Consider the following 26577-nt stretch of genomic DNA (forward strand, 5'->3'; position numbering starts at 1 on the left):
CATGGCACTCACTGGGGAGTTCACTGTTGATAAACCACTTTGAAACGCTCTAACATAAGTAACATGTCTTCACTTGGTGAGATCTTGAGTTCTTCACATTCACGAGAGAAGAAGTTCCAGTGAGCTTTTCTCCACCATTCTAGTGTTTTGTCACCCTCGCCTTCTGCAGCAGCAAACTCCGCACTCACTTCGTTGTATTTGCACGACGACACCGACGTGATCTCAACAATACAGACAGGCTCACCATCCCAATCGGTGACGACTTGTAAGTGACCCACTATGGGTCTCGTCTCGCCTTCATAGGTATACCAGTGTTCAAGGCCGCAGGACGCCTGTTTTTCACCTTTTAAAATCAACTGCGCGCAAAGGTTGGCGTTGTACTCGTCGGCGCAGTAATAATCAGCACTAAAGGAGGTGTACTGCGAGGCAACGTCTGCTGGCAATGTGTTGAGGTACCTATCAAGATAAGCTTTACTTCTTTCTTCCATGATCTTTCCAAGTTCAATATTAGGTTGAGCCGATAAATACTTATAGATTAAGCATCTGGCTGCATTGGGAGTAACCTATCAAGTCAGGTTATTGCTGTAAACCGAGTGAATATCAAAATGTGGGCTGAGAAAGAAGAGTATGGGTAGGATTTCGAGGCCAGTACAAGAAGAGCCAAAAAGTAAAAGAGCTAAAAGCGCCTTTAGGCTGTGCTTTTAGCTCTTCGTATCTCGTTACTAGTACCTCGTAACTGAGCAGGAAATTAACGTTTTAAGAAGTCGACCGCTTTGTCCGGAAAGTCGGTAAACACACCATCGACTTTGACTTGGTTGTAGAAGACATCCAACATGCCATCAAAGTTATCAGCATAAGCTGGGATTCTTCCTGGATCAGCACGGAACGTGTACGGGTGAACGTCTAAGCCAGCGTCTTTTGCTGACTTCATCAATGGTTTAATAATGATGTTATCTTTGGTCGATGCATCGTCCACCAACATAGGTTTCCATGGGCCAATGCCATCAGCATAGCTAGCGACTTTTGCCATTCCGCCCTTCTCAAACATCCAGTCATAACTGTACGGCATTGCTTTGTCACCTTGGTACGTCATGGTTTCATTCCAATCTGTATAAGCCATCAACTGAACGAGCTTAAGATCCATTTCCATCGCTGGCATAAGTTCATCATTGATGCGTTGAAGTTCATTGGCGTCGAAACACTGCAAGTACACCTTGTCGTCTTTCGATAGATACCCATATTGTTGCAAGGTGGCAAGCACAGCTTTAGAGATATCTTTGCCTTCGTGACGATGGAACCAAGGTGCTTTAATCTCTGGATAGATACCCACGTCATAACCGAGCGTCTTGTTTAGACCTTGGATCAATTCAATTTCTTCTGCAAAGGTAGCGACACGAAAATCAGACTGCCACATTGGGAAGCGTGCTGGGAACCCAGTCACTCGATTACCTTGGTCATCTAGGTTAAAGCCTTCAGTCACTTTTAATGATTTGATCTCGGCAAGCGTAAAATCAATCGCATAGTAACGGCCATCTGCACGAGCGCGTGTTGGAAAACGATCCGCGACATCGGTGACGCGATCTAAATAGTGATCATGCAAAACCACCAATTGGTCATCTTTGGTCATCACTACATCTTGTTCGATGTAGTCGGGCTTCATTGCGTAAGCGAGTGCTTTAGCCGGTAATGTATGCTCGGGTAAATAACCAGAAGCACCGCGATGCGCAATCACTAAAGGATCGGCGAACGCATTTGCAGATAAGCTAAGTGCTAATAAAGTCAGAGACAGTGACGTTGTTTTCATTATTGTTTCCCTTGATAAAACAGAAGCAGGATATACCTGCCTCTGTTGTTTATTAGTATGACGTTGTCCAGTTAATGAACTACTGAGTTAACGCTTCTTTCTGTTGTTCGAGTTCTTTTTGTTTATGGTGTTCACGCTCTCCTAAGAAGGCATAAAGCAGACAAATTATTGAAGCAACACAAGCACCTACCAAGATAATGAAGCCGCCATCCCAGCCGTAATGGTCAACCATGAAACCAAGCACTGCATTGGCAGCAACTGCTCCACCTAAGTAACCAAACAAGCCAGTAAGACCTGCAGCCGTACCTGCCGCTTTCTTAGGTGCAAGTTCAAGTGCATACAAACCAATTAGCATTACTGGTCCATAGATAAGGAAACCAATCGCGATAAGTGCCAGCATATCAACCGTTGGGTTACCTGCCGGATTTAGCCAGTACACTAATACAGCGACAGTAACGAGAACCATGAACAGGATCCCAGCTGGAGCGCGTCGACCTTTGAACAACTTATCTGAAATCCAGCCACACAATAATGTGCCAGGAATACCTGCCCACTCATACAGGAAGTAAGCCCAAGACGATTTATCTACAGAGAAGTCTTTCGCTTCTTTTAAGTAAACTGGAGCCCAATCGAGTACGCCATAACGGATAAGGTAAACAAACGCGTTAGCAATCGCGATTGACCATAACAACTTGTTAGAGAAAACATACTTAAAGAAGATCTCTTTCGCCGTCATTTCTTTCTCATGGGACGTGTCGTAGTCGTCTGGGTAATCGTCTTTGTGTTCTTCAATCGGTGGTAAGCCACAAGATTGAGGCGTATCTCTTACAGTAAACCAAACAAAGACAGCAACGAGAGTGGCAAAAAATGCAGGAACATAAAAAGCGGTTCGCCAATCATCGTTAAAAGCCCACAGTCCCAATAAGAACATTGGGCCAATCAAGCCGCCACCCACGTTGTGAGCAACGTTCCATACCGATACGATCTCACCACGTTCTTTACGCGACCACCAGTGAACCATGGTTCGTCCACAAGCCGGCCAGCCCATGCCCTGAAACCAACCATTCAAGAACAATAGAATAAACATTGCAGTGATGCTGCCTGTTGCCCATGGCATGAAACCAAAGCAGAACATGACCAACGCCGACATTAACAAGCCGCCACTGAGGAAATAACGAGGGTTAGAACGGTCAGAAACGCTTCCCATCAAAAACTTAGATAAACCGTAAGCGATGGATACTGCTGCTAAAGCAATCCCTAGCTCTCCTCGACTGTACCCTTGCTCAATCAGGTATGGCATTGCCAAACTGAAGTTTTTGCGGACTAGGTAGTAACCGGCATAGCCAACAAAGATGCCGAGAAAAAGCTGCCATCGTAATCGTGTGTAGGTGCTATCGATCTTATCGGTAGATAAGCGATCGATATGCGCCATAGGTTTGAATATTCCAAACATAGGAACCTCATGTGTATTGGGCGATAGAAATAAAATGCTCGAACGAAAAAATTTAGCGCTCATTCGAAAGCCTGGGAATTGTATGTGCTTCAGGATTATTTTCTGTGATAGAGATAGCCATTAACAATAAATAACCTGAAATACAGCACTTTAGTTTCATTTAATTAGACTGCGCTTCATTTTTTTGTTTTTAGTTGATCAATTTAACAGCAGTAATTTCGAATATGAATCAACCAAAAACGAGCGAGCGAACATAAATCAACCATCAGCAAGCGCATAATTCCAACGTATGCATAGTAGACGTCGACAAGTTTGATAAGCTTTGTGGAGTTATGGAGGTGGTTTTGGTTATTGGTTATTGGTTATTGGTTATTGGTTAAACAAGTTCGCAAACATTAATGCAAACAAAAAGGGTCTAGATTTCTCTAGACCCTTTCAAGTAATAACTCTTAGTGACTTTATGTTGGCTAATTAGACAAAACATTTGCTAACTACACGAAGCATTAGCTAGTCACACAAAGCGATTATTCTTCGATGTAAAAAGCTTCTACAGAGCCTTTTAGAGTAATAAGCATTGGCTGACCACGGCGGTCTAGCGCTTTTGGAGAAGGGATCTTAACCCAACCTTCGCTGATGCAGTATTCTTCAACATCAGTACGCTCTTTACCATTTAGACGAATGCCGATTGGGTATTCGAAACACTCAGCCACGTGGTGTGGGCTGCGTGGGTTACCTGCTAGATGATCTGGTAAAGCTGGTTTTGAATTAGTATCGCTCATGTTCATTACCTGTATGTACGTAAATAAAAAAAGTGCGCCATTCTAGTCAATATAGGCTTTGTGCTCAACAACTGCTGCAATAAATCGTCTTGATCGTTTTAATCAGCGCCTAGTTGTTTGATTTAGCAGCGGTAGTTGCAGCGTTTCAAAACAAAACTTTCACAGATTCCAACATTTCTAACGAAGTTAAGAATGATTACCCTAATATAAAACAAAAGCACCCAGCCCGTTGGACTGAGTGCTTCTAAACGAGTAATCAATGGTTATAAAGTTACGTTACCAGTCATAAGTTACGCTCGCAATCACGTTACGGCGATCACCGTAGTAACAGGTACCAAATGTCGTATCACTACAAGTCGCGATATAATCTTTATCTGCTAAATTCTTCGCTGCGACTTGGAACTTGTAGTCTTCGATACGGTAGCTCAGCGTTGCATCAAACAATGTGTATGAAGGAACTACGTTAGTCTGTGTATTATCAGCGTATGATTCACCAACGTAACGCGCACCGGCACCGACTGTTAGTCCATCTAATGGACCATTTAGGAAACGGTAGTTTGCCCAAGCTGAAGCGAGTTGGTCAGCAATTTGTGAAGGCGTGTTGCCTACATTACTGCTTGTCGAATCTGCTGTTATTTCAGAATCGATGAATGAAATGTTACCAATTAAGGTTAATGCTTCAGTCACGTTTGCGACAGCTTCTAGCTCTAGACCACGGTTACGAACCTCACCAATTTGCGTTAGTTGACCACCGACCTGACGCGCTAAGTTTTCTTTCGATACTTCAAACGCAGCAATATTGAAGTAACCATCGAAACTACGCGGTTGATACTTCAAACCTACTTCGTACTGCTCGCCACGTTCCGGCTTAGCTGGGTTCCCATTTTGATCTAATTGAATAATCGGATTAAACGACTGTGCATAGCTCGCGTATGGTGTAAAACCACTATCCATCAAGTAAGCAACACCGAAGTTGGTCGTCCATTCTTCATTATCAACCTTAGTTTTAGCTCCGGTTGTTGTGTTATGTGTCTTGTTTTCAGAATCATCATAACGAACACCAATTTGAACAGCCCACTTGTCTGAAATCATCATTTGATTTTGTATATACAGACCTAACTGATTGTTATTAGTTTTCGTCGTTTGACGCTGTGACTCTGTATACGGTTGCTGGGTAACTGGATTGAATAACGTAATATTACTGCCGTAGTTTGGATTAAATATGTTAAACAATGGGTTGCCGTCAGATAGAACGATAGGATCCCCTGTCAACCTGTTTAGAGGATAGTCTTTGCTCTCAATATCAATACTTTGATAATCAATACCAGCTAAAAGAGTATGGTCTACAGAACCGGTTGTGAACTTATGAATAACGCGATTATCCATGTTAAACGCATCAGACGTACCCTCTTCTGTCGTTGCACCACGAACTACAGAAGTATTAGTTGGATCTAACGGACCATAGCCCAAGTCTTTCGCATAGCCAATCGTGTACATTTGACGAAGGTTGATGTCCATCTTGCTGTAACGCGTGTTCTGCATGAAATAAGTGCTGTCATTGAAATGATGTTCAAATTCATAACCTACTGACAATTGTTCACGCTCGAACGTTTCCCAATTTGTATTACCTACCGCAGTGCTATCACTGATTTTTCCATTTGGATTCGACGTTAACGTCCCTTCCATTGGTAAGAATTGTAGGTACGGATCAGAATCATCTTTTTGGTAGCTAGTTAGCAGCGTGATTTTGGTGTCATCTGTGAATTTATAAGCAAGAGAAGGGGCAATGAAAATGCGTTCCGCTTCTACTCCATCAACACGGCTGCCATTTTTACGACCAAGCGCCTGCAGACGAAACGCCATTTTATCGTTAACTTCAGAGTTCACATCCAAGCTAATTTGCTTGCGATCATCAGTGCCGTATTCAATAGCAAATTGACCAGAACCACCGTCAAATTGAGGTCGCTTGCTCACAACGTTTATTACGCCACCTGGAGGGGTTTGCCCGTAAAGTGCAGAACCAGGACCACGCAGAATCTCTACACGTTCCAAGCCGAACGGGTCGATTTGCCAACTGTAGAAGCCTGATGAGTACAAACGCGTTCCATCTTGATACAAGCCGCTGTTGGCTTGCTTAAAACCACGGATAACAAACCAATCTTGCTTGTTGTCTTCACCAAAATAGTTGGCTTGGATGCTCGGCGTATATTGCAGTGCATCGGCAATACTGATTGACGCTCGATCGTCCATTTGCTCACGAGTTACGATAGAAATAGCACGAGGTGTCTCGCCTATCACAACGTCTGTTTTTGTTGCTGTTCGACTGCTTAATCCTACGTAACTAAAATCCGGACCTACTGAGCTGTCTTCAAGCTGCTGCCCGATAACGACAACGGTTTCATCTTCGTTGGCTTGAACCATTCCTGACGATATAACTAAAGCGACCGCAAATGCTGTTGGGGTGCGCATAAAGTGCCGATTCATATAATTCTCCTTTAATACGGCTATGAACCAATTGAAATAAAACACAAACAATCACTGTAATTCTTACTATTCAATTGTTTGTTTTTGAACCTAACTCGGCTCTAAAATACTCAAGCCACAACACTCTCTAGTGCTTGGTGCGCTTGAGCCAAATTCCCTTTACTCAACTCAATAAGATTGCCGGTGTCCATTTTAAAAATACGGTCAGCGGCATCAAAATAAGCGTCATCATGAGTAATCGCGATGACAGTCACGCCACGTTGTTTTAGTAGTGGTAGTAACTGGCGGTAAAACAGCTTTCTAAAGCGTGGGTCCTGATCAGCTGCCCATTCATCAAGCAGAATACAACCGCGTTTTTCGAGTACTGACATCATCAGTGCCAGTCGCTTTCGTTGACCTTGTGAGTAGCGAACGTCACTTAACTTACCTTGCTGGTGGTCAACCTTGTGTGCCATTTCAAGACGGACCATCCATTCGTCAATATCTTTGCTATCGATGTCTTGACCTTCACCATCGACAATTTGATGGAATAGATGAAAATCACTGAACACAGCCGAGAATTGATGGCGATAATCTTGCCAATGCGTTCGAGTCACCTCATTACCATCGACATAAACTTGGCCAGAATGCGGTCGGTAGAGCCCGGTGAGCAAACGAGCAAAGGTCGATTTACCACTGCCATTGCCACCAATAATGAAGATGTGTTCGCCGCGTTCTATTTTGAAATTAATTGGACCTACGCCGAATGCATCGCCATCAGAATCTGAGCGATAACGATAGCTAGCACCCACGAGTTCTAGTGAATTGAATACTTTGGTTTTTGCCGGTTTCGGATTCAGGCTTCGATCGGTACTCAACTCTAACGACGACAACTTGTTCATCGAAATGTTGGCAGTGATCAATGTAGGGATAGACCCTACTGCAGACATCAATGGTGTTCTCATAAACAACACGACCAACGCGAATGTAGACGCGACTTCTAACGTCGCCCAACCTAAGCCAGTCGCTAGGTAAAAGTTCAAGCCGATCAACGCCAATACCACGGTGTTCGCCATGTTGGCAGCAAAACCATTTAAGATGTCGGCTTGTGTCACTTCGTTTCGATACCCTTCAGCATTCACTGAGAAGGTTTCGTCGAAATAGCGCTTGGCTCTGAATGGGTTCAACGACAGCTCTTTGCGGCCATCAATCAAGGACTGGTAATCGTGATATAACTTGTCATCGTATTCTCGAACCTGTTTGACGTGTGTCGTAATTCTCGTCACTAGCGTGTAACCAATGACACCCGTTAACGACAACATCAGCACGCTAACACCAAACAAAGGCATCGATAGAAAAGCCAGATAACCAAGAGCGACAATCGTGAGCACCAAGCCGTAAATCAATTCAGGTAAATGTACGAAAGCGATGGTGATGTTGCGAATGTCAGTGTTCAGTGAAGCGAGCACACCTGCGCTCCCTACTTTTTCCACTTGCTCAATATCAGTGTTCAACAGCTGAGAAACCAACTCACAACGTTTGTTGTAAACGAACTTATGACCCAATTTATGAAGTGCGACTTGAGCAACGGTGGCTGTCACCAACAACCCAATCAGCAGCAAAGTAAACTGAATTAAGGTATCGGAAAGCGATCCACTGCTTTCTAGTAATTTATGTTGAATAAACGCAATCACGCCCACACTCAGGAACGCACTCGCAATACTCAACAAGATGACCAGAGACAATGATTTTTTCTGTTTCTCAGCCAACAATAGGATCAGTCCCATCTCACACACCATTCAATTAATTATTATTGTGATTATCATTATCAACTAATTGATAAGTAACCCTCGTTTAAGCCAAACTTAATCACGTTGTTATTTTTGTTTCTGTCTTTATCACTAGAACGCAAGACTCGCTAGCTATCAGTCACTTGATGTCATCACAAGCTAATAGTCTAAAGCCTTCTCAAACCCCACATCAGGTACATGCCACCAATGATCGAAGCAACCAGCCCTGCCGGAATTTCTTGTGGATAGAGCCACTGCCTACCAAGCCAATCCGAGAACAACATCAGTGCCATACCAATTAACGAAGAACAGATCAGATGCTCTTTCGCTCGACTGTAACCAAACAACCTCGCCATATGGGGGGCCATCAATCCAATAAAGCTCAATGGACCAACCACTAACGTCGCACTAACGGTTAAACACGCCACTAACACCAATAGTAGAATTCGAGATCGAGAAACATTTAAGCCAAGAGATTGCGCACTCGCCTGCCCTAGCGGTAACACATCTAACCAACGAGCACACAGAAAACCCAGTGAGATAAATACAACTGAAGATATAAATAACGGAACAAGCGTTGCTTCGGTAACGTAATACGTGGAGCCCGCCAACCAAGCCAGAACTTGATAACTTCTTGGATCGCCGCCTGCCAACACAAAGCTTTGCACCGCGTTCATCAATGCCGTTATCGCAACGCCTGTCAGCAACACTCTTTCAGGTTGAAAGCCTGATTTTTGGTTGAGAACGACAATGATACCCAATGTACAGACCGCACCAATAAATCCGCCGGTATAAAGCCCAACCACATTGCTTCCGAAACCCGCAAAAATGGCGATGATCAAACCTAATGCAGTACCCGAGCTAATACCAATCACTTCCGGGCTCGCCATCGGGTTGCCACTCAATCTTTGAACAATAGTTCCTGCTACCGCTAACATACCACCGGCCAATGCCGCCGCTGTTAATCGAGGTAAACGCCATTCGAGCAACGCCCAATCTTGGGTTTGCAATAACCAACGCCAGCCTTCGGTTTGTACCGAAAACAAGCTGAACACGATGAGCGACAAAACAATAAAGAAACTAGCGAGCGTCACAGAGTGTTTATTTAGGCGTGATGCAACTTCGTTATGACGCGTTAAAACAGTTTGCGTTTGTGATTGGCTCTTCATCGACAATTTAGGCAATAGCCATAAAAGAAGCGGAGCACCCAAAGCTGCGGTTGCTGCACCCGTAGGCACAAACATCGACATCATTCCCGGCAATTGTTGTATCAGCAGATCGGTGAGGGTCAATAACAAACCACCTAACACCATAGAAACCAATAACTTCGGCACTAAACGATGAACACCCATCAAGCGCGTCAAAGCTGGCGCGGCTAAGCCAACAAAACCAATCACGCCAACCGCACTCACGACCCAAGCCGTCAGTAATACTGCCAACCCTAAACAAACCACTCGTAACTTAGGTAACGACACCCCTAAGCTTTTTGCGCCCTGCTCTGATAGCTGAAGCAAGCTCAGTGGTTTTACAAACAAGAATGCAATACAGGTAGCGATAGCTAAACGTGGCGCAAGATACTGGACGTCTTCCCAGCCAGTTTGAACAAGCGAGCCTGCGCCCCAAATCATCAAACCATTCAACTTGTCTTGATTCATCATCAACAAGACAGTACTCACAGCGCCAAAATAGAGATTCACGACCAAGCCGGACACAATTACCACAGTTGGAGATAACGCTCTTCGCCACGACAGCGCAAACACCAAGCCAATCGTAGTAACACCACCCACTAACGCCACCAAAGAGTAAGACCACTCTAATAACCAAGGTGCGTAAAGCGTTGCTAGCATCAGCGCAAAGCTAGAACCGCTCGCGACACCCAATGTAGAAGGTGAAGCCAATGGGTTTCTTAACACTTGTTGCATTAAGACACCTGCAACCGCCAATGCAGCACCAGAGAGTAATGTGGTGAATAATCTCGGCCACCACGCTAAATGCAGTTTCACCGAATCCGGAGAAGTGAAATCAGCAATCCAAAGACTAGCAAGGTGTCCGAGCCCAACTTGGGAGACAGCCAAATGCTGACCTATCAAAGTTAGCGTTGAAACCAATAACAGTGCTAATACACCGAACGTTAGCACTCTCATAACGTAGATCCTCCATTCAGCTCAGAAGCAATGAACTTTGCAAAACGTGTCGCTGAAGGAATCGCGCCAAAGCTCCAGACAGCAGGAACTTGCAGTGCGGGATAGCCTGACTCTTTCACTATGTATTGCCAAAACTGATTCGTTTTAAGGTGTTCTTCGGTTCCTGCTGGCATTGGAGAAATAATCACGATTTGTCCTTTAACACCAATGAGCTGATCGACGCCAACCAAACTGTAACCCCAAGCGTTGGTTTGCCCTTTCCATGCTGACTCAAGGCCAATCTTATTGACCGAGGCTTTGTAAAGGCTGTTGTCACCGAAAACACGCACGTGGTTTGTATCCATGAACTGCACCATCAACATTGCAGGAGCATTGTTGGGTAGCTGAGATCCTAAACGATCCATTTCAGCATTCGCTTTCTGAATCAAAACTTCAGCTTGAGGTTGCTTTTCAGAGACCTCTGCTAGCTTTCGAGTAACCGTTTCTAATGCCGACCAATCGACATCACCACTTCGGTACAAACCAATGGTCGTGACAGGGGCAATTTTGCTAAGTTGAGTCTCCAGCGTTGAAAACATTGGAGAGAGTAATATTTTGTCGGGTTTGAGCTCATGAATACGTTCAAGGTTGGGTTGCGTTCGTAAGCCGACATCCGCGACCGTTGGGGGAATTTCAGGAGACTTAACCCAAGAATTGTAATCGGCTATTTGCGCTACTGCGACAGGGACAACACCCAGCGCCAATAGGGTTTCCGTATGCGTCCAATCGATGGATACTAAGCGAGGTGTAGCACCCTCATTTACTGTTGGCGCCTCTTGTTCTACCAGCGAGCCTTGTTTTACGGATGATACTGGTTTATTTGATGACACAGATTTAACTGACGATACTGGTTTAACTAGGGCTTCCTGTTGAGCAACAGATAGCGGAGAAGCAACCAATAAGCCCAATATGACGATAGTAGAGATAATCGGACGCACGATCTGTAAGCGACGTACGTTTAATGGAAGAGAATCGCTGGACATCATGCTGGCTCCAAATCACCAGGCATCGCAACTGGGTAACCGGCTGAATGCTGAGTAATGTGCATCGGCACCCCATAGATATCTCTCAGCACCGACTCTTGAAAGACCTCATCAACCTCACCTTCAATCAGTAACTCCCCACTATGTAGGGCAATGATATGGTCGCAGAAACGTGCTGCCATGTTGATGTCGTGAACTACGATGATCACACCAATCTCTAACGTTTCGCTCAGTCGTTTAATCAGCGTTAGCATTTCGATCTGGTGACCAATATCGAGTGCAGACAAAGGCTCATCAAGTAACAAATATTTGGTGCGCTGTGCTAGTAACATCGCTAACCAAACTCTCTGACGTTCTCCGCCAGACAAGGTATCAACCAAACGGTCTGAATACTTGGTGGTATCAGTCAGCTGCATCGCATCTTGAACATATTGCTTGTCTTTACTTGAGAGTCGACCCAACAATCCGTGCCAAGGGTAACGACCAAAACTGACTAAGTCTTCACCAGACAAACTGTCGGTTGCCGGCAAGTGTTGAGGTAAATATGCAATCTGTTTAGCGAAGTCTTTATCTGACCATTTAGTGATGATTTTATCTTTGAGAAAGATATCGCCTGATGTTGCACTTTGTTGCTTGGCTAACAACTTCAATAAGGTCGATTTCCCCGAACCATTGCGCCCAACCAAAGCGTAAATCTTTCCTTGCTCAAAAGACACATTGAACGCCTTAAGCAGTTGCTTATCCCCTACGCTAAAACCGAGTCCCTTTGCTTCGAGCATACCTTCAACCTTAAAACACATCATTCACTAAAAATTTAATGAAATATGAACATATTCATAAAATCATTAACAGACACGCTTTTATACACTTGCAAAAACGCTAACGCAAACGATTTTCATTTAGATTAAACTGAATGTCGTACTAATTTATCCCTATATTTTAAAGAGTTAGAAGCTTAATTCAGGGAATTAGATCTGAAATTGATTCAAGACCTTGTCGCAACAAAGTTTAAGCATTTATAAAAAGGTGCTCATAAATCGATAGATGAGGAAGGCAGAGAGTTTCGTGGCTGTTAGGCTGTTTCCGAATATTCAGCCTAAAACGAAACGCTCATGACGTGATGATTGGGTTCGGTTTCAATCTCAACGATTGACCAACCAAGAGAAAGGTACAAAGGCGCAATATTGGTGTAGGCGTACAACTTAGACGTTGAATCTTTCGAGGGTTGGGATTGATAATAGTCTGGCATTTGTTCAACACCACGATTAATCAATTCACTTGCAATACCTTGGCCACGCCATTGAGCATCAACATAAACAGCATTAATCCACACCACATCCCGCACTTGGTGAGGTTCCTGAAAATGGGAATATGCCAAGCCACCAATGACCACATTATCGCGAAGCACTACTATTACTGGAGGGAGTTGTACGCAGTCTTTATAGGTATCTTTAAACTTAAAATCCGACCATTCACTTTGAAACAAGCGCTCTAAATCACTCCAATATGGCGAACTCTCATCGCAATTTCTAAAGATTACTTTCTGCATGTCTTCCCATCCTTTGAAGGGCTAATACGGCCATCCTAGCCTTGGTTTATATCAGTGTAGATAAAGTTACTCTTCTTCGTCGTAATCGTCTGCAGGGTCTTGATTGATCTCTTCACCACACCCTAAGCATTCGGCTTGCAAATCTGTTGGCATGACAATAATCAAACCACAATGCGGGCATAAATCGCCTTGTTGATACATCCTGTTGTTCCTTCTACTGCAACGGCTATTGTTTAGGATACTTTTGCTTACTCAGTTCTAGCCAATCGTGAATGACTTGGCGAGCAGACTCAGATGGCGGTGCATTTCGTTTCCCACAGATCTGGTCAATCTCAAACGGAAAAGCTTTGCTTGGAACACGGCGTAGGCCAATGGTTAAGCGCTGAGGCTTAAGCATTCGAAACACTACATAGCGGTCGCTCATGATTCGATTGTGATAGACGCCAATACAATGTTTTTGTTCCACACCCTCTTGTTCAAGGTCGTAGTAATCAGTCAGCGGATGAATATTGTCGTTACCGAGTAAAGGAACTGGATAAGGGATGTCCATGTCCACAGGCCGATTTCCTTCTAGACGGCGTAACTGACGCTGTTCTGTCCATCTATCATGCAGTTGCTCAAACATAGCAAAGGAATTTTGACTGGTAATAGCGCGTAATGGATCATCCATCTCCAAATCTAGTCCTAACAATATCGCATCTTGGAACATCGCCATTTTTGAAGGCGCATTAAGCCTACCCTCTTCCACCATCGCAATGCCCAATCGACTGCCGGTTAGAAATGGATGAACTTGGTCCAAACGAAGCGCTGTGTAGCCAACTTTGGAGTAATGCTTGAATTTAAGAACACGTCTTTGCAGGGGTTCGAGAATTCGCACAATGTGGTCAAGCTCATCACCGACGTTGTAATGAAGCTCTAGCTTATCGATAAATTTGAGTGTGGCTTTACTGCCGTCTAAGCCCAGTTTGGTTAAGATTCTCTTCTGCCCTAGGCGACTCAGTTCCAATGCTTTCTTGTTATCGACACTGTGTTTCATGCAGATTAACGCCAAGATAACCGGTCTTAACTCAAGCAGTTGAGCAGCTTCATAAGTATTCGCCGCGAGCCACAACATCTGGTATTGATACTCTGGGAAATCATCGGTGATCTCACGATAACGAGCTGGCAATGAATCTAACCAACGACCATTCACATCAAACTGCTCAACGAGGTTTAAGCTCAAGCCAATACCACCATCGAGCGGTCGTCTACCATCTTCAAATACGTGAAAACCGACAAGTTTTTGCGACCAATCGCGGATCTCAATATCGTAGTCAAAGCCTAATGTTCGAGTTGGGATGGTGAGTAATGCTGTCATTGATGCCTCTTGGTTATTGACGAGTTGGACTATCGAGCTTATCTAATAGCAAAAAGCGTAAAGATCGAACTCACTTCACTATAACAACCTTTTGTAAATTTCTTATCAATCAAAGCGATATAAATACGAGAGTACTTAGAAGATCTTTGAATGATGATTTTACGCAATATGAGACCTCTTCGATATCATTTACTTAGAGAGAAACTATGCTTGTAACATCACTAATAACAAGAGGCTTTAATTATGGAATACCGACATATTCTGGTCGCACTTGAAATGTCTGATGACTCGAAAATACTCATTGATAGAGCAACCTTCTTCGCGAACAAACTAGAAACGGAACTTTCATTTGTTTATATCGACGGTACTCACGGAGAAATCTACCCAGAACTCGTTGATATTCAAGAAAATGAGAATGACCTACCTGTCAATGAAGATGCCATAAAACAACTAAGAGAGTTTGAGGCTTACGCTAAACAGCCGGTTCAGCACATCTTTGTGGGTACGGGTGATTTGAATGACAAGCTCAAAGACACCGTAAAAGCGCACAACATTGACCTGATGCTCTGTGGTCACCATCATGATTTTTGGCATAAGATCATCTCGCACTCGAAGCAATTGATAGACTCTTCTCCTGTCGACATACTCGTCGTTCCTATGGACTAGAGCTCGTTCCTAAAGACTGACTGCTTCTACGGACTAGAGTTTCTATGGACTGTCTGCTCCTAAAGACTGTCGCTCTTAAAAAATAGCTGTTTGGGCTAATAAAGCCAAGCTTCAATCGCCAGCCTCTATCGGTATTATTGGTTGGCTTCTATTCCCTCCTCAATCCTCTTCTTTCCCCAAATTCAACCATTACCCATTCGGCGTAATCATTTGTGATCTTGTTTGCTCATCCACTCGTAACCGTCTAATAACTAACAAATCACGAGTGCAAGCAATGAAAAAGATTGGTCTCTATCTTTTTACGAACGACTTAAGAATCAACGACAATCAATTGCTCCATTACGCCGCGCAGAGCGTCGATAAACTCATTTGCGTGATTGTCGAACCCACTTTAGTTCATTTCTCTGCTGATTTAGCGCAAGAGCAAAGTTATGGCGCACATCGCCAGGCTTTTATTTCACAATCGATAGCTAATCTAGAATCAAATTTAGTGAAGCTTGGGCAGCAACTTGTCGTAATTCACAGTAACCATATAGAGCCAGGCTCTGCTGAGAAAACACTCAGCCAAATCATCGCTACTCAACACGTCACTCACTTTTTCGCTAACGCACATTGCGGCTACGACGAGCGACAATTGACTCGGTCAATACAAAGACAGTCCCCTAACTTAGTAATGTGTTTACCACATCACTCGACCTTGTTTGACTCACATGAGCTACCATTTGAATTATCAAAAGTCCCAAGCTCGTTTACCAAGTTTAGAAAGCTAGTCGAACACTTGGACGTTAATGAGAGTGAGACGGTTATTTCACGCCTTCCACCAGCAGTGACACCAATAGCGACACCCGAACCAATATCGACAATCCCACTATTTAGTTCAGCAAATGATGAAATCGGAGTAACAAGCGATTATTTGGGTGGAGAAGACGCAGGACTAGCGCATTTAGAAAACTACTTTTCACATGATTACGCCCTTAACTACAAGCAGACTCGAAACGCATTTGACGGCATCGAAAACTCAACCAAGTTCTCGCCGTGGTTAGCGCTCGGTTGCGTTTCGCCTAAAACGATTTATCGCCATTTGAAACAGTTCGAAGCCGAACATGGCAGTAACGATTCGACCTATTGGATCTACTTTGAGTTGTTATGGCGCGAATATTTCTATTGGAAGTGCTTATCACTGGGCTCGTCGTTATTCGGTGATTCTTCAAACCGTGAACTCTACAGCCCTAACCCCGCGGCAACGTCGAACCGCGATTTCGCTAAATGGAAAAGTGGCAATACCAACTACCCGATTGTCGATGCGTGTATGCGCCAACTTAACGAAACAGGCTACATGTCTAATCGCGGAAGGCAACTAGCAGCCAGCTGTTTGATCTACGAACTAGGGATCGACTGGCGACACGGCGCAGCGTATTTTGAGAGCCAACTTATCGACTATGACGCGGCATCAAACTGGGGCAATTGGGCGTATATAGCCGGAGCACTGAACTCTCAGGTAAACACTCAAGCCAAAAAGCAAAATAATGCTAAGCAACCTAAACCTAAAACCAAATCTAAATCTAAATCTAAATCACGACATTTTGATTTGGGTAAGCAAACGGATATGTACGATCCAGACCATGCGTTTATCAACAAGTGGAATGCGAGCAGCAAAGAACCTGTCTTAACTAACAATCAGGATGTGTTATGAACTTCAAAACCGTGCGCCTTGTCTTAGGCGACCAACTCAATATCCAGCACTCTTGGTTTCAACAAGTTGATGACGACGTCATTTATATCATTGCCGAACTTAAGCAAGAGACTGACTACGTTGCATCGCACATCCAAAAGGTGGCCGCTTTTTTCTCTGCGATAGGCTACTTTGCCGACGAACTCAAACAACAAGGTCATCAGGTACTCCACCTAACTCTGGATGACACGACTCAATTTGAAAATCTCGATGCTCTATTGCAACACTATGTACACGAGTTTGCTGCTGAAAAATTTGAATACCAACGGCCAGATGAATATCGACTTCTCCAACAACTGGCAAAGCTGAAGTTAACTGGAGTAACCAAAGGCTGTAGCGATTCCGAGCACTTCCTGTTTCCGTTTGACGAGATTGAAACCCAGTTTCCTAAAGACAAACACATCATGATGGAACACTTCTATCGTCGAATGAGAAAGCGTTTCGACATCCTGCTCGACGATGGTAAACCGGTTGGCGGAAAATGGAATTACGATGCAAACAATCGTAAGAAGCTAAAGAAGCAAGACATCGAGAACCTGCCGCAACCATTAATGTTTGCCAACGACATTTCTGCGATTTTAGAACGCATCGAGCATCATCAAGTTCAAACCATTGGTGAAGTTGGCGATCAGTTATTATGGCCAGTCAATCGAGCGCAAAGCCTGTCTCTGCTTGCTCACTTCTGCCAAGTCTGTTTGCCACTGTTTGGTCAGTTTCAAGATGCAATGACGACCGAGCACGATTCGAAATGGAGTTTGTACCACAGTCGCCTCTCCTTTTCGTTGAACAGTAAACTGCTAAGTCCCCAAGAAGTGATTGACGCAGCACTTTCGGCTTATCAGGCTTCTTCTAAACCAAACGCACCCACTATCGATATTGCACAAGTTGAAGGGTTCGTACGCCAAATTCTAGGTTGGAGAGAATACATACGTGGCGTTTATTGGGCGAACATGCCTGCTTACGCAAACAAAAACCACTACGCAGCAGACCGTCAGTTGCCTCATTACTTTTGGGATGGACAAACCAAGATGAATTGCATGAAGCACGCGATTGATCAATCCCTCGAGTTTGCTTATGCGCACCACATTCAAAGGCTTATGATCACCGGTAACTTCTGCTTAATTACGGGCATTGCTCCGGAGCAAGTCGACAGTTGGTACCTTGGTATTTATGTTGATGCGATTGAGTGGGTCGAAATGCCGAATACGCGAGGTATGGCACTTTTTGCCGATGGCGGGATCGTCGGAACCAAACCATACTCTGCCAGCGGTTCTTACATTAATCGCATGAGTGATTACTGCAAAGGCTGTCATTACCAAATTAAAGAGCGCAGTGGAGAGAGTTCTTGTCCATTCAACAGCTTGTACTGGCGCTTCATGAACAAACATCGCGAGGCCTTAAATCGCAACCCTCGAATGGGGATGCTTTATCGCTCTTGGGACAATATGGATGAGCAAGACCAACAAGCGATACTCGACACCGCAGAACAACGACTGACTAACTTGGAGAACTTATAATGGTGGAACAACTCAGATTACACATATTGGTCATTGGTGGCAGCGGCGGTATTGGTTTCGCCGTGGTTAAGCACCTACTGTCTGAGCTGTCTCGCTTTGATTTTCTCGATGTACATGTCGACGCGACTTATCACTCTCAACAGCCAGAACTAGAAAACAGTCGCTTAAACTGGCACCAAGTCGATGCAACCAATGAAGCTGATATTGAGCAACTCAGCAAACAGTTTGAAAAATTGGACTGGTTGATAAACTGCGTGGGTATGCTTCACACACCAGAGCTCGGCCCAGAAAAGAATTTGTCCTCTATCGACCCAGAATTCTTCCTGAAAAATATCTCGGTAAACACCCTGCCTAGCTTGTTACTGGCGAAACACTTCACGCCGATTCTCAAAGCCAGTGACAATCCAAAATTTGCAGTGGTATCGGCCAAAGTCGGCAGTATTTCAGATAACCGCTTAGGTGGTTGGTATAGCTATCGGTCATCGAAAGCGGCACTCAATATGTTTATCAAAACCATGTCGATTGAATGGCAACGTACCATAAAGAAAGGCACCGTGTTAGCGCTCCACCCTGGTACAACCGACACCGCTCTATCTAAGCCTTTTCAAACCAATGTCCCTGAAGGTAAGTTGTTTGAGTCGAGCTATGTCGCCCATCAATTGGTCGATATCATTCGCACTGCCACACCGGACAAAAGTGGGCACTTCTACGCTTACGATGGTGAGCAGTTAAACTGGTAGTGAGGAATACCAATCGCTGGCTTTGATGAATGGTAAAATTTGATGAGTGCTAAAAAAGAAAACCCAACGAGTGTTACTCTGTTGGGTTATTTTTAGAATGAATGCATCAATTATTTAAGAAGATATGGCTGATGTTTAACGAAAGATCAAAACGGATCATTACGACTACTCAGCCCAATTGAACTTGCTGTCGTCCACACCTTCTTTTTCTTCTTTAACACGCTCGCGTCGGTGTTGTTCTTCAATTCGCGCAGCGTCTATCTCTTGCATAATGGCTTCGATGTCTGCCAAATCGTCAGTTTCTGTAAACTCGCCCGTCAGCTTGCTGTCTGGCTTTAAGTCGCCTTTCTCGTATAAAGCCCACATTTCCTTGGCATACTCGGTTTTCGCCAATTCAGGGGCAAACTGAGCGTAATAATCACGGATGTTATTGATGTCACGAGCCAACATCCACTCGGCGTTGTTATTAGCCGAAGCGTCGACCGCTTGCGGTAGATCGATAATCACAGGGCCGTATTCATCAACCAATACGTTGAACTCAGACAAGTCACCATGGATCAAACCAACGCAAAGCATTTTAACCACGTAAGTCATCATCACTGCATGATCTTCAATTGCTTGTTCTGGCGGCATCACAACATCGTTCAATCTTGGAGCGACATAACCGTCATCATCAGTGACTAGCTCCATAAGCAGCACGCCATCAAAACAGCCATAAGGGACTGGCACACGAACACCCGCTTCTGCCAGTTTATACAAGGCATCCACTTCGGCGCTTTGCCACACTTTCTCTTGTTGCTCACGTCCAAATCCTGAGCCTTTTTCCATCGCTCTGGCACGGCGGCTGTTTCGTACTTTTCGTCCTTCACGATACGCCGTTGCTTTTTTAAAGCTGCGCTGGCTTATTTCCTTATATACCTTGGCACAACGGATCGTATCGCCGCAGCGTACGATGTACACTGATGCTTCTTTGCCACTCATTAATTGGCTTGTCACCTCGTCGACTAAACCATCGTCAACTAAGGGCTGTATTCTTTTAGGTATCTTCATGCCGCCTTTATACATTAGTTGTCTTACAGATAGAAATATTAACTTAAGAAATGAATGACGAAACTATTAACGTGTTCTAAAAACGAACAGAAATTACGCCAAAGTTGGCTTATGACGACGACAACGTTCAGAACAGTAGATCACGTCATCCCAACAGCGCTGCCACTTTTTACGCCATGAGAAAGGCTTTTGGCAAATAGGACATGTCTTAGTTGGTAAATGGGGCTTCTTGTGCATGGCCGTATCCTTTTTGATGAGTCCACGTCCCGTGTTTACTAGAAATTCCCTATTACGTTCGTTCCTCACTTTAGGGAATAGCGGCAGTTACTCTAATCATTCTTTACTGCAGAACGTGACGGCGGAGTGATTGATAACAGCCCCGAAACTCCGTCATCCTCGAGAAGGAGGAACGACTGAGTCGGGGATCTGCTTGGTCTAGCTCTACCTCTATTTCTGCGCTAATGAATATGGCTAGAAGCTAAGCAACAACCTTGTACTGCTTCTCCATCTCACTCACACCTAAGCCGGAGTGTTTTGTTACTTTAAGCTGAACAGGCACTCGCTCTTTCAATGCTTCAACGTGACTGATGACGCCAATCATCTTGCCAGATGCATTCAAGTTATCGAGCGCGTTTAAAGCAATGTCCAATGTGTCGCTATCCAACGTGCCGAAGCCTTCATCCAAGAACAATGAATCAATACTGGTTTTGTAACTCACAAGATCAGAAAGCGCTAATGCCAACGCCAGGCTCACTAAGAAGCTTTCGCCACCGGACAAGGTTTTGGTGTCACGCATCACATCGCCCTGCCATGTATCAAGCACTTGCAGTTCTAAGCCATCATCGGCTTTACGTTTTAGCTCGTAACGACCATGCAAACGCTGTAGCTGCTTGTTCGCCAAGTACACCAAGTTTTCCAGTGTTAAACCTTGAGCAAACTTACGGAACTTGTCGCCGTTCTTAGAACCAATAAGTGAATTCAGACGTGAGATATCATCAAACTCGACCTGATGCTCGTCGATCTGCTTGAACAGATCTTGTTGATTACTGCGGTTCTGGCTATCCGTTTCAAGATTGGCCGAAATCGCGCCGATCTTTGTCGCATGGCTTTGTTGTGCGTTTTGGCATTCAGTAGTCGCTTCTTCAACTTGCTGTTGGTCTTGCTCTTGCCATGCTTTAGCATTTTCGTGGTTTTGTAGCTCCACTTGCGTCGTTTTGGCAGTGTTCAACCTAGCTTGTGCACTGACAATCGCTTCGTCTAAAGACTTTTTCAGGCTTTGAAGTTGAGTTCTAACCTCTTCATCCAACAATGCTGCTTCAAAATCAGCCTCACCTTCGAATGGGCTCGTTTTAAGCGCTTCTAACCAAGCATTCGACACTTGTGTGTAACTTGACTGCTTGCTGGCCAACTCTTCAGAGAAGCTAATGTGTTTGGTTTGCTCAGTTCGATGTTCCAGTTCGCAGCGGTTAAGCACTAACTGCGCTGCATCAAATGCATTCACCGCTTCAGTGACTTTTTGCTTCATCGCATTGCTGGTGGCTTGAATGTCTTTGTCACCAAACAACTCTGCCCTTTCAGCACTAATACGAGTCAGCTCTAACACTAAAGACTCACTCTCTTGCGTCAGTGTCGCGATCTCTTTCTCTGCGCTACTTAGCTTGTCATCTAAGGTTTTCAATTCGGCATTTTGAGTAATCAGTTGCTTCTCAATATCGGCCTGTTGCTGTTTAGTTTGCTGCCATGTGCTTGATGCTTGCGATTTCGCAGTAAACCAATCATCAATATGCTCAAGTTCAGGCGCTTCGATAGCCGTTTGAACAATGCTCTCTTTTAAAGAGCTCCATTGTTGATCTTTCGCTTGAGTTATCTGAGTCACTTGCTCGTTTACGACTTGGTTTTGCTTATTCAAATCCGCTAAGCGTTGCTCGGCCAGTTCAAGGTTAGATTGCGCTTTGTCAGCCATAACACTTACAGACAGGCGTTGTTTCTCAGCTTCGGCGTAATGCGCTTTAGCATCAGCCAACGCTTTGAGTTGCTGCGAGTTCTGAATTAGTTGAAACTCACACTGCTGAACAAAGGTCGTCACCGTAACTTCATTACCTAAATCGTTAATCGTAAGTAGAGCCAGTTCAGGAGTCGTACCAACGAAATCCGATAAGCCCTGTTGAAGCTTGCCAACAATGCCTTGCCAATTTAATTGAGCTTGTTGAGTATCGGCATGTGCACGTTGAATATCATCGTTGAGCGCAGTAATCATCGGAGCAAGAGAATCCAACTGCTGACGATGCTCTTGACCGTCTTTCTTGATGATCACTAACTCATGCTTTTCACGCTCTTGTTGAGCAACCAAGTTTGCAATGTCTTGCGACTGTTCAATCGAATGGTCTGTCGAACCACACAATGGGCACTCAGATCCAGATTCTAAAGCTGCTCTGTATTTCGCCAACTCGCCTTCTTGATCAATCAAACGCGTTAATCGCTCAAGCGAAGTCTCTTTCTCTTTATATCGCTCCACCAACACTTCACGCTCTTTCGAAAGCTTGTCGACCAACTGAGTGTTAGTTTGATGTGTTTGTGTTTTAACGTGCAGCTGTTGTTGGGCATTTAGGAAACCACGATTAATCTCAAGTAATGAGTGCGTATTGCGATTCCAAAACTCCAACAGATCTTTTTGCGCATTCAATACTTGTTCACTGGTGTTGCCTTGCAATGCTTCCCACTGTTGCTTTGCACGACTCTCTAGCACAACCAATTCAATTAAAGTTTTGTCTTGCGTTGCTTTAGCTTGTTGCGCAGATTTGATGATCGTTTGCTGAGTATCAACCGCTGACAAAGTTTGCTTCGCTGAGTTTAACTGTTCTGCATGCTGACGCTCTAGAGTACGAACTTGCTCTACCTTTGCTTGCCATTGACCTAGGTATTTTTCCAGATGTTGGTCAGCTTGATGTGTATTTAAGTACTCAGTGCTGAGTTGATATTGTTGCTTCAGTGCATCAGTTTTTTGAACTAAATTGACCTGTTGATTACGCTGCTGCGTGTGTTGCTCGTTTAGCGTATTCGCTGCATTAACAGCCGCAGTTTGCTTATCTTTGAGTACAGCAATTTGGTTATCTAGAGGACGAACCTGTTCAATGATCTTCTCTTGATCTTGTTGTTCGGTTTTTATCTTCTGAACAGCGTCACTGCTTTGAGTCAGTTGAGTTTTCGCGTCTTGCTTTTCCGCATCACGAACAGCAAGTAACTTAGTGCTGTTATCTAAGTGAGCTTGAGTAGTGTTCACCTCTTGTTCGCAACGCTTTAAATCTTTGTGCATTGGGCGCAGCTTTTCAGCCGGCTCACTGTTTGCCAAACGCTCTAGTGAAGGTTGGTTATGGTCTAGTCCATCTTGAGTGGTTTTAAGATCGTGCTCACTGGTCGCAATAATTTGCTCAGCTTTAGTCACGTCTTTCCACCAGCTAAGGTGAGCTTGCCACTCTTTTAACTGCTCAGACAAACGCTTCTGCTCGACTTCTAACGTTTCTCGATCTGCGGTTAGCTCTTGGATTTGCTCTTCAGACAGCAAACTCACACCCTCAGCTTTTGCTTTCAGGTGATTAAGCGACTCTTCACTAGACTTGAAATGGTCGTAGATGCGTTCGGAAATCAGGCTATAAACTTCTGTTCCCGTCAGCTCCTCAAGTAGCTCTGCACGGTCGTTCGCATTGGCATTTAAGAACGCCGCAAACTCACCCTGAGACAACATGATGGATTTGGTGAAACGAGAGAAATCGAGACCTGTTACCTGCTCGACCAACTTGGTCTTCTTGGTCAGCATGGTTTCTAAGACTTTGTCGGTGTCCGCATCGGCAAATTCGCACGTTGGTGTTTGTAATGCGCCATCGTGTTTTCCACGCGCTCGCTTTTGGTGGAAGTTAGAGCGATACGTTTTGCCCTGTACTTCAAACTCCAGTTCAGCAAAACACTCACCCGTGCCACGCGTCATTAATTCGTTGTTGCCTTTGGCGATACTTTTCAAACGCGGCGTGCGGTGGAACAATGCCAAACAAATCGCATCAAGAATGGTGGTTTTACCCGCCCCTGTTGGGCCAGTAATCGCAAACAAGCCATTTTCCGCAAACGGCGATTGGGTAAAATCGAGCTTCCAACGTCCTTTCAAAGAGTTCAGGTTTTCAAATTCTAGGCTTAAAATCTTCATACTGGTTACTCTTCTACTTTGTTTGGTGTTTGAGCGCTTTCAGACACTTCAACCATCACTTGTTTAAACTTCACCGTCATTCGCTCTAAACGCGCTTTTTCAGAATCGGTTTCAAACTCTTCTAAGGCAATACGCTTGCTAAAAACGTCCATCGGGCTCAGTTCAGATAAGGTTTCTGCTGATTCTTGCTCTAATGCCTGATTGCGACGTTCTCTTGCGCGGCGCAATTGAAGCACTTCCACATTCAAACCTTCGGTTAGTGCGCGCATACGTTCTTGAAGATCCGACAAGTAATCTTGCGCTTGCACTTCTATCGATAACCAAACGCTTTGTTCGCTATCTAAGCCTACATATTGATTCAGTTGAGATTCGATTTCACTCAAGTCGCCTTTGATTTCAGCTAGAGGCTGAAACGTTGGAACTGGCAATTGAGAAATGGTTCGCTCGCCCTCAACAAACTCAACCACACATACCTGCTTTTGAGATTTAAGTTCATCAAAGCTTAATGGTATTGGTGAGCCGCAGTAACGAATGTATTCACGCTTTGCCACCACTTGTGGGCGGTGGATATGACCAAGTGCAATATAGTCTGCGTCTGGGAAGCCATCAGCGGCAAAACCATCAAGGTTGCCGACATAAATGTCACGCACCGAATCCGATTGTTGAACACCCATCGCCGTTAAATGACCAGTAGCGATAATCGGCATGTGCTCGCTGTTTTCAAACGTCGCACGTTTTTCTACAGCGGCATCATAAACACTTTGGTAGTGCTGTTTGATTGCATCGCCGAGTTGCTTCTGACGCTCAACGCCTGTGACACCTGCCTGACTGGTCAACACATCGCGAGGACGAATAAAAGGAATAGCACAAACCAGCGCTTCTACTTTGCCGTTCTTGCCTTGTAGTTCAACAACCTGAGTCGCATGATCTTCGTTGGTGTTCGGAATTACGTCTGCGCCCATGTACTTCAGTAATTGCTGTGTCTCCTTCAACACAGACACCGAGTCATGATTTCCACCTAACAACACCAATTGGCAGCCGATCTTGTTCGAATCGACCACAAACTTGTTATACATCTCACGAGCGTAACTCGGCGGTGTACTGGTATCGAAAATGTCGCCAGCAACAATGATCGCATCGATGTCGTGCTCTGTAACTTGCTCAAGTAACCATTGTAAAAACCGTTCATGTTCATTCTTACGGCTTTTATTGTAGAAGTTTTGGCCAAGGTGCCAATCGGACGTGTGAAGAATCTTCATTGCTGCTCACTGGAAGTCTGTAATACCTTTAATCTACCAAAATAGTCGACATAATTCCCTTTTATAAGCTTGTGAAAACCAACTAATTTCAGGCTTTGGACCAACTCCGCCCACAGCGTGAGCAATCGTTATTTTTGACATAAAAAAACCGCTCAACGTTAGAGCGGTTTTGGGTGTCCATAGCTTTAGCTTTAAGCTATTTAACAGAAGCCATTAGAAATTGTATGAAGCACCCAGAGTTACTGTGCTAAAGGCTACATCACGGCTTTCCAATCGATTACCCGTTGTTCTATCGAAGAATTCGATGTTTACTGCGTCTGCTTGTGATATCAAACGTAATGTTAGGTTTTCTACTGGCGTGTATTCAACACCAATACCGAAATGAAAGCCGGCACCAGAATCATCATCAAAAGAGCTAGCGTTGTTTGAGTTCAAATCTACGTAGCTCAAGCCCGCTAGTACAAATGGACGAATTGAGTTATCGAAGGTGTAGCCAAGGTTTGCTGCAACAGAAAGCGATGTTGGCGAAAACACCTTCGTTCCAAATGATTCATAGTCAGCATAATCCGTGTAACCAAGTTCGATACCTACAATGCGGTTAAATTGGTAACCACCGTAAAGGCTATATCCCATGCTTTCAGCATCTAAATTACCTGCGCCGTCAGTGTCTGAGTCTTGATACACACCAAGGCCGGCGCCAATGTATGGACCCCCCTCAATACCAGCAGCAAATGTAGGAAGTGAAACTAAGCCAACTAGGCCCAATAGAAATGATGATTTAAGCATGAAAATACCCTTTTTTTGTCTGTCCTACAGCAACGTTGATCAACCGCCAATAGCTTCCGACACTATTTCACCTGTTGCGTTACTGTTTAAAATAAATTAAATAAGCAGCCCCTAATAAATAATAAAACACTGTTCATTTACGGAGCGAATGAGAAAGTACCACAAGATTTTTAGGTCATCAAACGAACAATCATAGATATTTAATCTAGTCTTATTTATGAGACAGATGTATTTCCTGAGAAGTAACGAGTACTAAAATACGTATAAACCT

21 protein-coding genes are annotated in these 26577 nt (G+C 44.3%); 4 read left to right on the forward strand and 17 right to left on the reverse strand.

Annotated features, from left to right (window positions below; translation table 11 throughout):
* Positions 1-20: 20 nt before the first annotated feature.
* The 12 genes from L3V33_RS12315 to L3V33_RS12365 form a co-directional block, all read right to left on the reverse strand.
* On the reverse strand, positions 21-488 hold the full coding sequence (locus L3V33_RS12315) for an ASCH domain-containing protein (RefSeq protein ID WP_102442728.1): 468 nt from the start codon (positions 486-488) through the stop codon (positions 21-23).
* Between the two features lie 260 nt (positions 489-748).
* Positions 749-1804, reverse strand: a complete 1056-nt coding sequence (glpQ, locus tag L3V33_RS12320; RefSeq protein WP_237290486.1) for a glycerophosphodiester phosphodiesterase — start codon at positions 1802-1804, stop codon at positions 749-751.
* 79 nt (positions 1805-1883) lie between these two features.
* Positions 1884-3257: a glycerol-3-phosphate transporter gene (gene glpT / locus L3V33_RS12325; RefSeq protein WP_054546380.1), complete on the reverse strand. Its 1374-nt coding sequence runs from the start codon at positions 3255-3257 to the stop codon at positions 1884-1886.
* Positions 3258-3781: 524 nt separating this feature from the next.
* Positions 3782-4036 (reverse strand): DUF3297 family protein, encoded by a 255-nt coding sequence (locus L3V33_RS12330; RefSeq protein WP_004733911.1) that lies wholly within the window; start codon positions 4034-4036, stop codon positions 3782-3784.
* A 276-nt stretch (positions 4037-4312) separates the two neighbouring features.
* Entirely contained in the window at positions 4313-6505 is a 2193-nt protein-coding gene (locus L3V33_RS12335) for a TonB-dependent siderophore receptor (RefSeq protein WP_237290684.1), read from the reverse strand.
* Positions 6506-6630: 125 nt separating this feature from the next.
* Positions 6631-8286, reverse strand: a complete 1656-nt coding sequence (locus tag L3V33_RS12340) for a multidrug ABC transporter permease/ATP-binding protein (protein ID WP_237290487.1) — start codon at positions 8284-8286, stop codon at positions 6631-6633.
* A 170-nt stretch (positions 8287-8456) separates the two neighbouring features.
* Positions 8457-10433: a Fe(3+)-hydroxamate ABC transporter permease FhuB gene (gene fhuB, locus L3V33_RS12345; RefSeq protein ID WP_145564942.1), complete on the reverse strand. Its 1977-nt coding sequence runs from the start codon at positions 10431-10433 to the stop codon at positions 8457-8459.
* Positions 10430-11458, reverse strand: coding sequence for an ABC transporter substrate-binding protein (locus tag L3V33_RS12350; RefSeq protein ID WP_237290488.1), 1029 nt, complete (start codon positions 11456-11458; stop codon positions 10430-10432). Before L3V33_RS12350 ends, fhuB begins: the two co-directional genes overlap by 4 nt.
* The gene (locus tag L3V33_RS12355; RefSeq protein ID WP_237290489.1) at positions 11455-12234 is read right to left on the reverse strand and encodes an ABC transporter ATP-binding protein; all 780 of its coding nucleotides are present in this window, start codon (positions 12232-12234) and stop codon (positions 11455-11457) included. Before L3V33_RS12355 ends, L3V33_RS12350 begins: the two co-directional genes overlap by 4 nt.
* A 317-nt stretch (positions 12235-12551) precedes the next feature.
* Positions 12552-13004, reverse strand: a complete 453-nt coding sequence (locus L3V33_RS12360; RefSeq protein ID WP_237290490.1) for a GNAT family N-acetyltransferase — start codon at positions 13002-13004, stop codon at positions 12552-12554.
* Positions 13005-13070: 66 nt separating this feature from the next.
* Positions 13071-13205 (reverse strand): hypothetical protein, encoded by a 135-nt coding sequence (locus L3V33_RS23175; protein ID WP_261875693.1) that lies wholly within the window; start codon positions 13203-13205, stop codon positions 13071-13073.
* Between the two features lie 25 nt (positions 13206-13230).
* Positions 13231-14361, reverse strand: a complete 1131-nt coding sequence (locus L3V33_RS12365) for a PcfJ domain-containing protein (protein ID WP_237290491.1) — start codon at positions 14359-14361, stop codon at positions 13231-13233.
* Positions 14362-14604: 243 nt separating this feature from the next.
* Here L3V33_RS12365 and L3V33_RS12370 point away from each other — a divergent pair, with 243 nt between their 5' ends.
* The 4 genes from L3V33_RS12370 to L3V33_RS12385 all read left to right on the forward strand — a co-directional run bounded on the left by L3V33_RS12370 (position 14605) and on the right by L3V33_RS12385 (position 19016).
* On the forward strand, positions 14605-15027 hold the full coding sequence (locus L3V33_RS12370) for a universal stress protein (RefSeq protein WP_054546383.1): 423 nt from the start codon (positions 14605-14607) through the stop codon (positions 15025-15027).
* 274 nt (positions 15028-15301) lie between these two features.
* Positions 15302-16720 carry a DASH family cryptochrome gene (locus L3V33_RS12375; RefSeq protein ID WP_237290492.1) on the forward strand — a complete coding sequence of 473 codons (1419 nt, stop codon included), beginning with the start codon at positions 15302-15304 and terminating at the stop codon, positions 16718-16720.
* Complete coding sequence (locus L3V33_RS12380) at positions 16717-18276, forward strand: cryptochrome/photolyase family protein (RefSeq protein WP_237290493.1); 1560 nt, start codon at positions 16717-16719, stop codon at positions 18274-18276. Before L3V33_RS12375 ends, L3V33_RS12380 begins: the two co-directional genes overlap by 4 nt.
* The gene (locus tag L3V33_RS12385; protein ID WP_237290494.1) at positions 18276-19016 is read left to right on the forward strand and encodes an SDR family oxidoreductase; all 741 of its coding nucleotides are present in this window, start codon (positions 18276-18278) and stop codon (positions 19014-19016) included. Before L3V33_RS12380 ends, L3V33_RS12385 begins: the two co-directional genes overlap by 1 nt.
* Before the next feature lie 165 nt (positions 19017-19181).
* Here L3V33_RS12385 and L3V33_RS12390 read toward each other — a convergent pair whose 3' ends face one another.
* The 5 genes from L3V33_RS12390 to L3V33_RS12410 all read right to left on the reverse strand — a co-directional run bounded on the left by L3V33_RS12390 (position 19182) and on the right by L3V33_RS12410 (position 26306).
* On the reverse strand, positions 19182-20066 hold the full coding sequence (locus tag L3V33_RS12390; protein WP_029221996.1) for a PA4780 family RIO1-like protein kinase: 885 nt from the start codon (positions 20064-20066) through the stop codon (positions 19182-19184).
* A gap of 93 nt (positions 20067-20159) precedes the next feature.
* On the reverse strand, positions 20160-20303 hold the full coding sequence (locus L3V33_RS12395; RefSeq protein WP_017078065.1) for a DUF2256 domain-containing protein: 144 nt from the start codon (positions 20301-20303) through the stop codon (positions 20160-20162).
* A 241-nt stretch (positions 20304-20544) separates the two neighbouring features.
* The gene (locus L3V33_RS12400) at positions 20545-24261 is read right to left on the reverse strand and encodes an AAA family ATPase (RefSeq protein WP_237290495.1); all 3717 of its coding nucleotides are present in this window, start codon (positions 24259-24261) and stop codon (positions 20545-20547) included.
* A gap of 5 nt (positions 24262-24266) precedes the next feature.
* Positions 24267-25520 (reverse strand): exonuclease subunit SbcD, encoded by a 1254-nt coding sequence (sbcD, locus tag L3V33_RS12405; RefSeq protein ID WP_237290496.1) that lies wholly within the window; start codon positions 25518-25520, stop codon positions 24267-24269.
* 213 nt (positions 25521-25733) lie between these two features.
* Positions 25734-26306, reverse strand: coding sequence for a porin family protein (locus tag L3V33_RS12410; RefSeq protein WP_065205291.1), 573 nt, complete (start codon positions 26304-26306; stop codon positions 25734-25736).
* Positions 26307-26577: the final 271 nt, after the last annotated feature.

The organism is Vibrio sp. A2-1 (assembly GCF_021728355.1).
GTDB classification, from domain to species: domain Bacteria; phylum Pseudomonadota; class Gammaproteobacteria; order Enterobacterales; family Vibrionaceae; genus Vibrio; species Vibrio splendidus_K.